Source organism: Micromonospora lupini (assembly GCF_026342015.1).
GTDB classification, from domain to species: domain Bacteria; phylum Actinomycetota; class Actinomycetes; order Mycobacteriales; family Micromonosporaceae; genus Micromonospora; species Micromonospora lupini_B.
Genome location: NZ_JAPENL010000001.1, coordinates 585821 through 599652 on the forward strand (window position 1 = coordinate 585821; position 13832 = coordinate 599652).

The 13832-nt window shown below is 70.3% G+C and carries 13 protein-coding genes; 8 read left to right on the forward strand and 5 right to left on the reverse strand.

The annotated features are described in order from the left end of the window. Positions 1-71: 71 nt before the first annotated feature. Genes OOJ91_RS02705 through OOJ91_RS02735 form a run of 7 tightly spaced genes read left to right on the forward strand, consistent with a single transcriptional unit; the run spans position 72 to position 5849 of the window. Complete coding sequence (locus OOJ91_RS02705; RefSeq protein ID WP_266241990.1) at positions 72-572, forward strand: SigE family RNA polymerase sigma factor; 501 nt, start codon at positions 72-74, stop codon at positions 570-572. After that, on the forward strand, positions 565-1296 hold the full coding sequence (locus OOJ91_RS02710) for a hypothetical protein (RefSeq protein WP_266241992.1): 732 nt from the start codon (positions 565-567) through the stop codon (positions 1294-1296). Before OOJ91_RS02705 ends, OOJ91_RS02710 begins: the two co-directional genes overlap by 8 nt. Positions 1297-1347: 51 nt before the next feature. Then, positions 1348-1812 (forward strand): GNAT family N-acetyltransferase, encoded by a 465-nt coding sequence (locus OOJ91_RS02715; RefSeq protein ID WP_266241994.1) that lies wholly within the window; start codon positions 1348-1350, stop codon positions 1810-1812. A 47-nt stretch (positions 1813-1859) separates the two neighbouring features. Then, entirely contained in the window at positions 1860-3401 is a 1542-nt protein-coding gene (locus tag OOJ91_RS02720; RefSeq protein WP_266241996.1) for a phenylacetate--CoA ligase family protein, read from the forward strand. Beyond that, the gene (locus OOJ91_RS02725; protein WP_266241998.1) at positions 3398-3844 is read left to right on the forward strand and encodes a monooxygenase family protein; all 447 of its coding nucleotides are present in this window, start codon (positions 3398-3400) and stop codon (positions 3842-3844) included. The genes OOJ91_RS02720 and OOJ91_RS02725 overlap by 4 nt, the downstream gene beginning before the upstream one ends. Then, positions 3841-4938 carry a hypothetical protein gene (locus OOJ91_RS02730; RefSeq protein WP_266242000.1) on the forward strand — a complete coding sequence of 366 codons (1098 nt, stop codon included), beginning with the start codon at positions 3841-3843 and terminating at the stop codon, positions 4936-4938. Before OOJ91_RS02725 ends, OOJ91_RS02730 begins: the two co-directional genes overlap by 4 nt. Continuing rightward, the gene (locus tag OOJ91_RS02735; protein WP_266242002.1) at positions 4935-5849 is read left to right on the forward strand and encodes a hypothetical protein; all 915 of its coding nucleotides are present in this window, start codon (positions 4935-4937) and stop codon (positions 5847-5849) included. Before OOJ91_RS02730 ends, OOJ91_RS02735 begins: the two co-directional genes overlap by 4 nt. A 31-nt stretch (positions 5850-5880) precedes the next feature. On the opposite strand, the gene OOJ91_RS02740 is transcribed toward OOJ91_RS02735, so the two are convergent. The 4 genes from OOJ91_RS02740 to OOJ91_RS34540 form a co-directional block, all read right to left on the reverse strand. Further along, positions 5881-6789: an NAD-dependent epimerase/dehydratase family protein gene (locus OOJ91_RS02740; protein ID WP_266242003.1), complete on the reverse strand. Its 909-nt coding sequence runs from the start codon at positions 6787-6789 to the stop codon at positions 5881-5883. Between the two features lie 49 nt (positions 6790-6838). Continuing rightward, positions 6839-7876 (reverse strand): trypsin-like serine peptidase, encoded by a 1038-nt coding sequence (locus OOJ91_RS02745; protein WP_266242004.1) that lies wholly within the window; start codon positions 7874-7876, stop codon positions 6839-6841. A gap of 292 nt (positions 7877-8168) precedes the next feature. Then, complete coding sequence (locus OOJ91_RS02750; RefSeq protein WP_266242006.1) at positions 8169-11000, reverse strand: PQQ-dependent sugar dehydrogenase; 2832 nt, start codon at positions 10998-11000, stop codon at positions 8169-8171. Positions 11001-11086: 86 nt separating this feature from the next. Next, positions 11087-12358, reverse strand: coding sequence for a ThuA domain-containing protein (locus OOJ91_RS34540; RefSeq protein WP_439117008.1), 1272 nt, complete (start codon positions 12356-12358; stop codon positions 11087-11089). A 327-nt stretch (positions 12359-12685) separates the two neighbouring features. On the opposite strand from OOJ91_RS34540, the gene OOJ91_RS02765 reads away from it, so the two are divergent. Continuing rightward, the gene (locus OOJ91_RS02765) at positions 12686-13033 is read left to right on the forward strand and encodes a hypothetical protein (RefSeq protein WP_266242008.1); all 348 of its coding nucleotides are present in this window, start codon (positions 12686-12688) and stop codon (positions 13031-13033) included. A 24-nt stretch (positions 13034-13057) separates the two neighbouring features. Here OOJ91_RS02765 and OOJ91_RS02770 read toward each other — a convergent pair whose 3' ends face one another. Further along, entirely contained in the window at positions 13058-13786 is a 729-nt protein-coding gene (locus OOJ91_RS02770) for an alpha/beta fold hydrolase (protein ID WP_266242009.1), read from the reverse strand. Between the last annotated feature and the right edge of the window lie 46 nt (positions 13787-13832).

The following is a 13832-nucleotide window of genomic DNA, read 5'->3' on the forward strand; positions in this document are numbered from 1 at the left end:
GGAGGCAAGGTCGGCGCGGCGAGTTCGATGCGCGGTGACCAGGGGGACGAGGCTCGAAAGGCGCAGGTCGGATGCGTGACGCTGAGGAGTTCGACGCCCTCTACGCCGCCTGCGCCGGGCGGATCGTGGGTCACGTCTACGCGCTGACAGGCAACCGCAGCGAGGCCGAGGACGCGGTCGCGGAGGCGTTCATGCGGGCGTGGCAGCGCTGGCACACCGTCCGGGAGGCGGACAGCCCGGAGGCGTGGGTCCGCGCGGTCGCCTCCCGAGCGGCGGTGAGCAGCTGGCGCAAGACGTTCAACCGGATTCGCGCCCACCACCGGGCCGCCGTCGACCAGAGTGTGCCCGGCCTCAGCGAGGACCACGTCGCGCTGATCCAGGCGCTGCAACGGCTCGGCGCCAACGAGCGCCGTGCCGTCGTGCTGCACCACCTGAACGATCTCAGCGTCGCCGAGGTGGCAGCCGAGATGCGGGCCCCCGTCGGGACCGTCAAGACGTACCTCGCCCGTGGTCGTCGGGCGATGGCCGGGCTGCTGACCGAGGTGAACCAGGAGGGGACCTCCCATGCCTGATCCGCACGACGACCTGCGGGCGATCGTCGACGAGGTCCGACGCGTCACGACCCTGCCCCCGGCGGGGGCGCTGCGGGGGCGCAGCGACCGGCGGCGGCGACGCCGTGCGGCAGTCACCGGCGTGGGGCTGGCCGTGCTGGTCGCGGCCGTCGGCGCCACAGTGCTGCGGGCACGCGTCGACGACACGACGCCGACCGCGGGCCCGGCGGGCGTGACCTCCCCGCCGGCCGTCCCGTCGTCGCTCGCCCCGACCCAGACCTCCCCGAGCCAGACCTCCCCGGCGGGGCCGCAGGACATTCTCGGCGGTCGCCGGCAGGTCCGGATCGTGGTTCCCGGCCTGGCCGGGGCGGCGTTGGCGAGCGGCCCCGACGACGACCGGGTACGGGCCACCGCCGGGCCGGGCGTCGACGACCGGGCGCTGTGGGTCCTGCGGCCGGCGGGCAAGGCGTTCCGGATCGTGGCGGCCAACCCCGCCGGCGCCGGCCAGGTCTGCATGACAGTTGTGCACGACGCCGCGCCGGGCAGCGTCCGTGCCCGCGCCTGCGACCCGACCGCGGCGACGCAGCTCTTCATCATCGACCGGGTCGCCGACGGCAGCTACTCGATCCTGCAGGGCAGGCGCTACGTGCAGGTCGTCGACGGCACGTTCGCCCTCGTCCCCGACCTGCCGGAGGCCCTGACCACCACCTACGAGTTCGAGGACCGAGGCCCGTCGGGCCCCTGACCGCCACAGTCGTGCACCACCGCCACACCGATCCCTGGCTACGCTCGAGGCATGTTCCGTGCGGCCCGGCCCGACGACTTCGCGCAGATCATCGACCTCTACCGGCAACTCAACCCGGACGATCCGGTGCTTGACGACGGCGCCGACGAGGCGGCCTTCCAGCGGATCCTGGGCTCGCCGGGGCTGCATCTGTTCGTCCTCGAATCCGACGGGATCGTCGTCGCCACGACGTACCTCAACGTGATCCCGAACATCAGCCGGTCGGCTTCGCCGTACGCCGTCATCGAGAACGTCGTCGTCGAGCGCGCGCGACGCGGCACCGGTCTGGGTCGGCAGATCATGGCCGGCACGCTCCAGGCCGCGTGGGACGCCGGCTGCTACAAGGCGATGCTGATGACGGGCTCGCGCGACGCGGCAACCCACGGCTTCTACCGCGCCTGCGGTTTCTCGGCCGACGTCAAGACCGCGTACCACGCGCGCCCCACCAACGCTCGGTCGAACACTCAGGACAGCTGAGTACCCGCCATCAAGTGGCCGGCTCGACAGGCCAATAGTGTTGCCGCGTGGTGACATTCCTCCGTCGGTGGACCCTGCGGGCCGCAAGTTTCGCCCTGACCTGGCTCTACACCCTCTACCGGATCCATCCGGCGGTGTGGCGACTCACGGCACGTCAGTACCGTCCCCACCTGGGGCGCTTCGCCCGGCTGCACGCCTGGATGACCTGCCAGTTCGCCGCGATCGACGTGCCCGCGTACGGCGATTTCCTCCGCCGCCACAATTGGCGGTTCCGCTGGTTCGATCTGTCGTCCTACCCGCCCACCGACAAGCGGTCGTACGTGCAGGCGTACCCGGAGGCACAGCGTTGTCGGCACGGGGAGATCGAGATCGCCGGCAGCGTGGTCGACGAGTCGTCGGGCTCGTCCGGCCAGCCGTTCAACTGGATCCGCAGCCGCCGCGAGCTGCGCTCGGTGCACAAGAACCTGGCCGGCTACGCGACAATGGTGTTCCCGTCGAAGCGGCGGTTCGTCATCAACGCGTACTCGATGGGCGCCTGGGCGACCGGGACCAACACCGGCATCGCCATGTCGGCGATCGCGATGGTCAAGAACACGGGGCCCGACCTGCGGAAGATCGCCGACACGCTGTCGTACTTCGGCCCCGGGTTCGACTACATCGTCACCGCCTACCCACCGTTTCTGAAGCACCTGCGCGACAAGCTCGACGCCGAGGACTTCCCCTGGGCCGAGTACCGCATCAGCGGACTTGTCGGCGGTGAGGGAATGACCGAGGCGCTGCGCGACTACCTGGAGGAGCGCTTCGTCAAGGTGCGCTCCGGCTACGGGGCCAGCGACCTCACCATCGGGATGGCCGGGGAGAGCGACTTCAGCGTCTGGGTCCGCCGACGACTGCGGACCGACGTCGCACTGCGGACCGCCCTGCTCGGCGCCGACGAGCACCGGCTGCCGATGGTCTTCCAGTACAACCCGCTGGAGACGTACCTGGAGACCACTCCGGACCACGAGGTGCTCTGCACGATCAACTCGACGGCGGTGCTCAATCCGCGGGTCCGCTACAACATCGGCGACGAGGGCCTGCTGATCTCGTACCCGGATGTCCTGGCCGCGATCGCCGACCCCGCGGCGCGGGCCGCCGCGGACCGCGCCTGGCAGGTCGACCGGATGCGTCTACCACTGCTGTTCCTGTACGGCCGCAAGGACAGCACGATCTCGTACATGGGCGCCAACATCTACCCGCAGGACGTCGAGTACGGCCTCTATGCCGGCAATCCCCAGGCGCACCTGCTGCAGAGCTTCTGCCTCGCGGTGACCGAACAGGCCGACCTGGAGAGCCGGCCGGTCGTCAACCTGCAACTCCGCGAGGGCCTGACGCTCGACCCGGCGCAGCGGCGAACCCTTACCGACACCTGCCGCGCGGGAGTGGTGCGCCACCTCGCCGAGGTCAGCAGGGACTTCGCCGAGTCCCTCGCCGAGGACCCGTCCGCGGCGGACCTGCGGGTGGCGGTCCACGAGTACGGCACCGGCCCGTTCGCCGACGCGGCATCCACGATCAAGAACGTGTACCTGGTGAAGGGCATCCCGGCATGAGGACCACCGACTTCTCCGCCGCGCCCCCGGTGGGCCAGGCGTCAGCCATGTTCGTCGGCGCCACCCGTTACCGGGGGCCGCGCTCGATCCTCACGCTCACCAGGACCTGGTTCCGAATGGTCCGGCAGATGAGACGAATGGACGGATACCTGTGGCACACCGTCTACTACCAGTTCCCGTTCACACTCGGCACCATCGCCTTCTTCAGCGACCGTGACGCGCTGTTGACGTTCGCCCGCAGCCGCCATCACCGTGACCTCATGTGCTGGGTGACCGATCACGGCACGAAGAACGCGACAGGCGGCTACATCCGCCTCTACAACGCCGAGCCCGAGGGCTACAGCAACGGCATCTGGCGTGCCGAGTCCGACGGGATGGCGCACATACCGACCTTCACCCCGCTCTCGCGTGAGACGTCCGGCCCGCCGGTGCACCGCGCATGAGACTGGATCCCGTGCAGTCGCGGGCCGACCTGCGGGCATTCGTCGACTTTCCGCTCCGGCTCCACCCGACCGACAGGTACGTACCCCTGGTGTCATCGGTCATCGCGGCCCACCGCGGCGCCGCCGAGCTGTTCGTGGTCCGCGACCGACGCGGCGAGGTCGTGGGACGCACAAGCATGCACCGCAGTGCGGCCTTCGACGCCAAGGTCGGCCCGCGGCAGCTGTTCGGGCACACCGAGTTCGTCGATGACGACGCCGTCTTCGCCGCGATCATGGATGCGGTCGGTAGCCGGGCCGACGGTCGACACCTGTTCGGGCCGGTGGCCCTGCTGCCCAACCAGACCGGCGGGGTGATCACCTCCGGCTTCGCCGACCGTGGGTTCGTGGACTCGGCGTGGAACCCGGCCTACTACCCGGACATGTACGAGCGGCACGGCTTCCACAGTCGCTTCGAGGCCGACACCTGGCGCGTCGACCTCGCCGCTACGGCGACGGGTGCGCCGCCGGCCGCGGACGTCGACCACGGGTTCGCCTTCGACGATGCCCGGATGGCCGCCGAACGGCTCGTCATCCGGCACGGCTCCCGGTGGCGCCTGCGCAGTCAACTGCCGATCCTGCGCCGGATGCTCAACGCCAGCTTCGCGCAGCTCGGCTACTACACCGACATCTCCGCCGAGCAGTTGGCGGAGCAGACCGACGGTCTGGCGTTCCTGCTCGACGAGGGGCTGCTCCTCTGGCTGGAGAAGGCCGGCCGTCCCGTCGCGTTCGTCGTCACCGTGCCGGACATCTCCGAATACCTCATGAGCGTCGGCGGTCGGCTCGGCGTCCTCAATCAGCTCCGGCTTCTCGCCACCCGCGGCCGGTACCGGCGGGACGCGGTCCTCATCATCAAGGGCACCGTTCCCGATGAGCAGGGCAACGGGTACCTGACGTTGCTGTCCCGGGAGTTGCACCGCAACCTCGCCCGCAACGGCTACCGGACGTTGCGCAGCACCTTCGTCGAGCGGACGAACGTCGCCTCGGCCGCCCAGTACCGGCGCGCGGGTGGGCGGCCACTGCACGGGTACACCTTCTACGAGCGAGGAGCCGCGTGAGCTGGGTCGAGCAGTTGCGGGCCACCGAGGCGATCTGCCGCCGGGCGCCGAGCGCACACAACACGCAGCCGTGGCGACCGGGCTACCACGCCGACGAGATCACCATCGACGTCGATCCCGCCTGCCGCCTGCCCGACTCCGACCCGACCGGGCGCGACCTGACCCTCGGCATCGGCGCGTTCGTCGAGACCTGCCTCATCGTCTCCGCCGAACTCGGCCTCACCGTCACCGTGGCGCCCGGTCCACGACTGGTCCCCGCGGCACATCGGTACGCGACTCCGTTCACGATCGCCGACATCGAGGCCCGCCGGGTCGCCCGTGGCCCATACGCACCCGGGTACGTCGACGACGCCGTCCTCGCCGATCTCGAGCCGGGTGTCGCACACGTCCCGACCCGGGAACTCGTATCGGACCTGGTCGTCGCCGACAGGTGGATGTTCGGCACACCCGCCGTCGCTGTCGAGTTGCGGGACTGGCTGCGCCTGAGCCCACGCCATCCTCGCTATCATCTCGACGGACTCACGGACCGAGCGCTCGGCCTGTCCCGGATCGAAGCGGGCGTCCTGTCCGCCGCGCTGCGCGCGTACCCGGTCACCCGCCGCCTGGGCCTGCCGGCGCTGCTGGCCGCCAGCGGCCGCGGCCTGTTGCGCTACGACGGCAGCGTCCTGGTCCTCCTCGCCGCCGACGACGACGACCGGATCAGCGCGGGCCGACGTCTGCTGCGTACGTGGCTGGCTCTGGCCCGGCACGGCCTGGCGGTCCATCCGCTCAGCCAGCTCATCGACTGCCCCACGACCGCCGGGCGGCTCGCCGAACGGGTCGCAGGCCTTCCGCTCGCGGTGTTTCGGGTCGGCCGACCCCGCATCGCCCCGGTCCGGTCAGCCCGACGCGGCGGCCAGCGGCCGGAATAGCCCCTCCTTCGCTCCGGCGCAGCTACTCAGGTCAGGCGGGGAAGGTCTCGCGCAGCGCGGAGTCCAGCGACCGGCCGGTCGTCGGCTCGACGAACAGCTCGGCGAGCAGCAGGTCCGCGAGGTGGGTGGGATTGATGCCCGACTCCTTGCCGCCGAGACCCTGCGCCGCGCCGCCGAGTCGCAGGGCGGCCTTCGCCACGCCGGTCGGCAGTCGGCCGACCCGGCGGCGTCGGCCCACCGCCTCGGCGATGCGCCCGAGCATGTCGTGCCAGGTGAGGTTCTCGTCGGCGACCGGGATGTCCGCGCCGCTGGCCTGCTCCAAAGCGTCCGCCGTCATCTCGGCGACGCTGCGCGCCGAGGCCGCGGCGCTCCCGCCGGTCGGGGCCACCAGAGGGGTACGGGAGCGCGCCCACCGGTCCAGCGGCCCGGCCCAGTTCGGCAGCCGGTCGCCGGAACGACCGAAGACGAACGGCAGTTCGAGGACGGCGATCGGCAGATCCGGGCCGGCCGCCGCGCGTCCCTCCCGGGCCTGCTCGACCCGGCACCTGATGTACGTGTGGCGCTCGGCGAGCCGCCACTGCGGATGCCGCCTGTCGAAGTAGGTGTAGTACGAGCCCATCACGACGCCGCGGGTGAGGCCCTCCAGGCGGGCGGCCGTGAACAGGCGCACCACCGGCTCGACGTTGTCGTCGCGGAACTGCGGATAGATCGGCTTGGGCAGCGGCCGCTGCTCGTCGGTGCGGGTGGCGTACACGACACCGTCGTGACCGGCGAGCAGCGGCCGCAGTTGCTCGATCGAGGCGGACCCGACGTCGAGCAGGTGGTCGACGCCCGGCTGGGCGGTCCGCGCCACAGTGGTGGTGGCATGGCCGCGCTCGCGCAGCACGTCCACGACATGAGCGCCGATCAGGCCACTGCCACCCACCACGAGAATCCGCACGCTGCATCGTCCACTCTGGAACCCGGTGCTTGTCAAGCCACGGCGCCTGTCACTGCTTGTTCTTCGCCACGTTGTAGATGTCCAGCACGTCGTCGTCGAAGTAGGGGCCGTACATGTTGCCGGAGTACTTGTACGACATCACCGAGTTGACGTACCCGAACCGGAGGTCGTTGTCCCAGGCGCGCAGGAACGGGCCTCCGCTGGAGCCGTGGTTGAGCGGGCAGTCCTTCAGCTTGACCCGCTGCGCCCCGGCGGCCTTGATGCCACCCTGGGCGTAGTACTGCGACTGACCGTCGTACGGGGCCTCGCCGGGGTAGCCGAGCAGCATCGCCGTCAGTGTCTTGGACTTGTTGACGCTGAGCCCCTGCCCGCCGGTGACGTGCACGAGCCGGTCGCCGTTGCGGGGGTGCATGGTGACGAACGCGAAGTCCCACCAGAGGTAACCCCAGTCGACCCAGCCCTGCACCGAGGTGAACTCCTTGGCGAACCAGAGGCCGTGCAGCGCGACACCGTCGGTGAACTCCGGGGCGTACGCCCAGTTGTCGAACCAGACCGACCCGCCGTCACCGGGATGGACGCAGTGCCCGGCGGTGGACACCATGTTGGCCTGCGGGTTGTTGATGGTCGCGCCGGAGCAGAAGAAGTCCTCGTCGTTGTGGGTGAAGAAGACGCGCCCGACTCCGGGTGAGGCGTTCACCGACTGGGTGCCCTGGCTGGCGCCGCCCGCGAACGCGCGCACACCGGCCGTCGACGATCGTGGGGCCGCAGGGTTCGCCACGTCACGGGCCGCGCCGATGCGGCCGGGACGGTCGGCGGCCTCCCCGTCGAAGGTGTCGACCCCGTCGGGCATGGGGGCGGGGCGGGCAGCGCGCATGCGCTCCGGTGTCCAGTAGGCGTTTCCCGCCGACGCCGCGGTGTCCGCCTCGGTGGACGGCCGACCGTGGATGGTGGCGCGTGCCTCGGCCACTGTCGCCGAGGCGCTTGGCGCGTCCGCCGCCGCGGCGCCCGCCGCAGCCGGCGTCTGTGCGACGGCGAGAGTGGCCACCAGCATGACGCCCACCGGGACGAATCCGAGTTTCCTGCGCACGAGACCCCCTGAGGTTGACTGTCGAAGTCACTACGCTCCGACGTCGCACCGCCCACGCTAGGCGCGGGCGGCCGATCCACAGTGGTCCTGTCGCGTACGGTCGGTGACGGTTGCCTGACTGCGGAACCCGCCCCGCCATGTCTGAGAATCCTTCACCAAACTGTCCCGGGCTCCTGGGTCGCGCCGCTCCGGGACGACTGCCAGAAAGAAGCCGGGGCGGACGGTTTGCACCGTCCGCCCCGGACTCCCGCCGTTTCACGGCCCGGCCGCCGACCAGGCCGGGTAGCGCCGCCTAGCTGCTGGTCAGGACGAACTTCTCCCAGGACCCGACGGACGTGCGGTTGGCGATCAACGAGCCCGCCCCGGCGTTCTCGGCGGCCACGATCTGGTTGTTGGCCAGCGCCCGCAGGCCGACAGTCCCGTCCGAGTTGGTGATGATCTGGAAGGTCTCCCACGGGCCGATCGTCGTACGGTTCGCGATCAACGGACTCGCGCCCGCGTTGTCAGCGCAGACGTACAGCCCGTTGGCGCGCGAACGCAGGGCGATGTTGCCGTTGCCGGCGTCCACCCGGTCGAACTGCTCGGTCGTCGACACGCTCGCCTTGTTGGCGATCAGCGGGTTGGTGCCGACGGCCGACACGTACTGGCTGTTGACCTGCGCCCGCAGCGTGATCCCACCGCTGGGGGTGGTGGTGCCTGTGGTGAAGGTGAACGCGTCGACGTCGAACAGGTTGCCCGAGCCGCCCTTGAACACCAGGTACAGCGTGGTCGACGCGGTCGGCGGGTTGCTGATGGCGGTGGAGACGTCGACGAAGGTCTCCCAGTCACCGGTCACCGGCACCGTGGCGGTGCCGAGCAGGGTGCCGGTGGCGGACCCGGTACGGACCTCGATGGTGCCGCCGGCGCCTGCCGACGAGACCCGCGCGGTGAACCGGGTCGCGTTGGCCAGGTTGTACGGCTGGTACGAGATCCAGTCGTTGTTCTCGATGAACCCGGCCGTCCGGCCACCCTCGGCGTTGGTGTGGTCGGTCGCCTGCACACCGGACTGGGCGGTGAAGTGCTCACCCTGTCGGTGCTTCGGCTGAAGGGTCCTGATGCTGTGCGTGGTGAGCCCACCGTTGTCGGTGTAGGCCGCGTCGAAGACTCCGTAGATGTTGGCCGCGGAGTCGTGCTCCCCGTCGGTCGGGACGGCGATGGAGCCACTGCACCCGGTCTTCGAGGTGATCTGGTGCGCGTGGCTGTCGTGGCCCAGCGCGTAGGTCAGGCTCACCTTGGAGCAGTCGATCGTGCCGTCCTGCGGGTCGCTCACCGAGATCTGGTAGGACACCGTGTCACCGAAGCTGAACAGCTGCCCGTCGACGGGCGAGGTCAGCGTCACCGTCGGCGCGGTGTTCCCCACGGTGACGACCAGGCTCGCCGTGCCGGACAGGCCGGTCGGGTCGGTGACCTTCAGCGTGGGGGCGTAGGTGCCGTTGGTGGTGTACGTCTTGGTGGGGTTGGCCGCCGTCGACGTGGTGCCGTCGCCGAACGTCCACAGGTAGCTCAGCGTCCCACCCTCCGGGTCGGAACTGCCGGCCGACGAGAAGTTGACGGTCAGCGGGTTCGACCCCGAGGTCGGGTTGGCCGAGGCCACGGCGATCGGGTTGCGGTTGCCGCCACCGATGTACTCGATCCGGAAGAGCGCCTGGTTGTTCGAGCCGGTGCCGTAGTCAAGCACGTAGAGCGCGCCGTCCGGACCGAAGGCCATGTCCATGACCTGCGTGCCGCTCCACGGGAAGCTGGAGATCTCCCCGCGCGAGCCGTCGGAGTTGATCGCGATCGGCTTGATCCAGCGACGGCCGTACTCGCCGGCGAAGAACTGGCCGTTGAGCGACGACGGGAACTTGACGCTGGAGTTGAGCGACGCGTCGTACCGGTAGACCGGCCCGGCCATCGGCGACTCGGAGCCGCTGCCGAACTCCGACGGGGAACCGGAGTCACCGGCGTACTTGATCCAGGCCGGCTTCGCCGCGGGCAGCGTGCCGAGACCGGTGTTGCGGAACGAGTTGTTCGTCGGCCCGCCCGAGCAGTTGTACTTCGACTGCGACGGCCCGGACGGGAAGGTGTATTCATTGTATGTTTCCGTGCTGGTGTTGCTGCCGGTGCAGTACGGCCAGCCGAAGTTGCCGGGTGCCGTGATCCGGTTGAACTCCACCTGACCGGAGGGGCCGCGGCTGGAGTTCGTGGACCCGGAGTCGGGGCCGTAGTCGCCGACGTAGACCACGCCCGTCGCCTTGTCGACGCTCATCCGGAACGGGTTGCGCAGACCCATCGCGTAGATCTCCGGACGGGTGTTGGCCGTACCGGGCGCGAACAGGTTGCCGGACGGGATCGTGTACGTCCCGTCCGACTGCGGCTTGATCCGCAGCACCTTGCCCCGCAGGTCGTTGGTGTTGCCCGCCGAGCGCTGGGCGTCGAACTGCGGGTTGCGGTTGGTCTGCTCGTCAAGCGGCGCGTACCCGGAGGACTCGAACGGGTTGGTGTCGTCACCGGTGGTCAGGTACAGGTTGCCGGCGCCGTCGAAGTCCAGGTCACCGCCGACGTGGCAGCACTGCCCGCGGTCGTTGTTGACCTGGAGCACGACCTTCTCGCTGCTCAGGTTCACCGTGTCGTCGCTGTTGAGGGTGAACCGGGACAGGTTGAGGTGCCCCTTCCACCGGTCCCAGTCCGACTGCGACCCGGTGGTCGGGGCGTCCCCGGACGGCGTGCTCAACGTGGGCGAGTAGTACAGGTAGATCCACCTGTTGGTGGCGAAGTTGGGGTCCACGGCGACGCCCTGCAACCCCTCCTCGTCGTGGGTGTAGACGGACAGGGTGCCGGAGGTCTTGGTGTTGCCGGCCACGTCGGTGACCCGCAGGACGCCGTTGCGGGCGGTGTGCAGCACCGATCGGTTGGGCAGGACGGCCAGGGACATGGCCTCGCCCAGCTCGGCCGAGCCGGTGGCGAGTTTGATCTGTTGATAGTCGGAGGCCGGGATGACCACCGCCTGAGCGGTGGAGGGCGCGGCCACGGCCAGGCTCACGCTCGCGACGGTGGTGACCGCCGCGACGAGTGCCCGGGACCAGCGCCGGGGGTTCGAAAGCATGATCGTCCTTTCTCGACGACCAGGGCCGGGCGTGCGAGGGCGCACCACGGCCGGGTGGGGGTGGCGAAGGGCGCGTCGAGACGCGATCAGTTGGTGGTGACGAGGTCGAACTTCTCCCACTGACCGATGGCGGTCCGGTTGGCGATCAGCGGCGAGGCGCCCCCGTTGTCGGCAGCCACGTAGCGGCTGTTGACGGTGGCCCGCAGGCTGACCGTGCCGTCGGAGTTACGGATCAGCTGGAACGTCTCCCAGGCGCCGGCGCTGGCCCGGTTGGCGATCAGAGCGGCGGCCCCGGCGTTCTCCGCCGCGACGTACTGCCCGTTGCTCTTGGCGCGCAACGCGACGTTGCCGTTGGCGAGGTTGACCAGCTCGAACCGCTCGCTCGTCCCGGCAGTGCTCTTGTTCGCGATCAGCGGGGTGGTGGAGTTGGGCGCGCTGACGTACTGGTTGTTGGCGCGGGCCCGCAGGGTGGAACCGGTGGCGGCGGGCGGCGGGGTGGTCGGCGGAGCCGTCGTCGGCGGGGCCGTGGTCGGCGGGGCCGTGGTAGGCGGGGCCGTCGTCGGCGGCGGGGTCGTCGGGTTCGTCGTCCCCGGCGAGCAGTTGGCGCTGACCGAACCCGCGGCGACCTGGAGGCCACCGAGCAGCATCTTGGTGAAGTTCGGGTCGGTGTACGACGCCTCGGTGTGCCCGAGGCCCGTGTACCAGGCCCGACCGCCGCCGAACGCCTTGCACCAGGTGATCGGGTGGTCGCCGTTCATGTTGCCGCCGCTGTAGGACGACTCGTCGAGGCTGGCCAGGACCCGCGCGGTGGACCGGGGGTTGGTGCGGTAGTTGTACCACTCGTCGGAGCGGACCCAGGTGGCGCCGAGGTGCGCGGTCGACGGGTTGGTCCGGTCCTCGATCTTCACGGTCGCGGTCTGGATCGCCGGGTGCGAGTCGAACCACGCGCCGACCAACTGGCCGTACCACGGCCAGCTGTACTCGGTGTCGGCGGCGGCGTGCACGCCGACGTACCCGCCGCCGGAGCCGATGTACGACTCGAAGGCCGCCTGCTGGCTGGAGTCGAGGACGTCGCCGGTCGTCGACATGAAGACCACCGCCTGGTACTGGGCCAGGTTGGAGGTGGTGAACTGGCTGGCATCCTCGGTCGCGGTCACGCTGAAGCCGTTGGCGGAGCCGAGCTGCTGGATCGCGGCGATGCCGTTGGGGATGGCCGAGTGGCGGAAGCCGGCGGTCTTGCTGAACACCAGGACCTTGGTCAGCGGTGCTGCCGAGGCCTGCGTGGGGATTGCTATCAGGCCGGCCATCAACACGGCCAGGCCGGTGACGAGCGCCAAGAGGCGGGGACGGGAACGCATGGTCTTGCTCCTCTGCTGAGCGTCGACCCCGAGAGGGTGCACGAGGGCACGCCCGGGGCCATGGTGGCGGTGGTGCGGAAGCCGGGCCGCCGATGCTCGGCTGAGATGGTGCGGTGATGTGGAGCGGTGATGTGGAGCGGTGGTGAGCGTGCGATTGGCCAGCCGATGACCCCGACCAACCTCAGTGGACGGTCGGCGCGCATCGACTCGCATCGCTGACGCAGTAAACCTCCGATGTCTGGGCCCCGTCAAGCCCACCCGCTCCGGCCAGGGACGCACCGTGGCACGGTCAGCGCCGGCGTCGGCGCGGCACGTAGGGTCGGCCGTATGTCCACCGACGAAGATCGCGAGCGCCTCGCCGGGCACCTCGCGGCGCTGCCGGTCCGTGAGCTGGTCGACGTCCTGCGGCGTGTCCTACCGCAGTTCGAGCAGGAGGCGTACGGCATGCGAACGGTGCTGACCCTGGCCAACGTCACCTGGTACGAGGACGATGTCGACCCCGGCCTCGACGTCGAGCTGGTCGCCTGGCCCGATCGCGACCACTACGGCGGGGAACTCGGCATCGACCAGGGCCTGTGGGAGAACGGCAGGTGCCCACGCTGCGACGTCGAGGTCACCTCGAACGCCAAGCGGGCGCACTGCCCGTACTGCGGCACCGCGTGCAGGCTGACCTGACGGTGGGCGCGGGCGTCGTGGTGGTCAGCCCCGGCTGTCCGCGACGGGACCGCGAGTGCCCCTGGTCGCCATGAGGATGAGGTCGGCGATCGTCTCGGGGTGCGTGACCATGGCGAGGTGCGAGGAGTCGACCTCGATCGTCGTCGCGTTCATCCGCTCGGCCAGGAACCGCTCCAGCTCGGGCGCGGTGGTCCGGTCGGCCGTGGAGACGGAGTAGTAGCAGGGGCGGTTCCGCCAGGCCGCGACTGTCGTCCGGCCCGCGAACAGGTCCCCTGCGATCGGCCCCTGTACGGCGTAGAGGGAACGCGCACGGGTCGCCTCGACGCCGCCCGCGAAGTCGTCGAGGAAGGCCTGCTCGCTGAGTTGCGCGAAGCCGTCGCTGTGGACGAGCCCGGCGTTCGCCGGCGGGGTGGGGAACCGCGCCGCGAGGGCCGTGAAGTCCTCTCCGGCGTCCGGCGCGCGGGCGGCGACGTACACCAGGGCGGCGACCGCGGGATGGTTGCCGGCCTCGCTGATGACCGTGCCCGCCCAGGAATGTCCCACCAGCACCGTCGGCCCGTCCTGCCGGTCGAGAGCGCGGTTGGTGGCCGCCACGTCGTCGGCCAGGGAGGTAAGCGGGTTCTGCACCGCGGTGACCGTGATTCCGGCCCGGTGCAGGAGGGGAATGACGTCGGACCAGGAGGAGCCGTCGGCGTACGCGCCGTGCACCAGGACGACGTTGCTGACGGGCCCGGTCGGGGTCGTGCCGCTCATCCGCACCTCCGCACGTCACGACGCCGTGCCACCGCCCGGCCGTCGA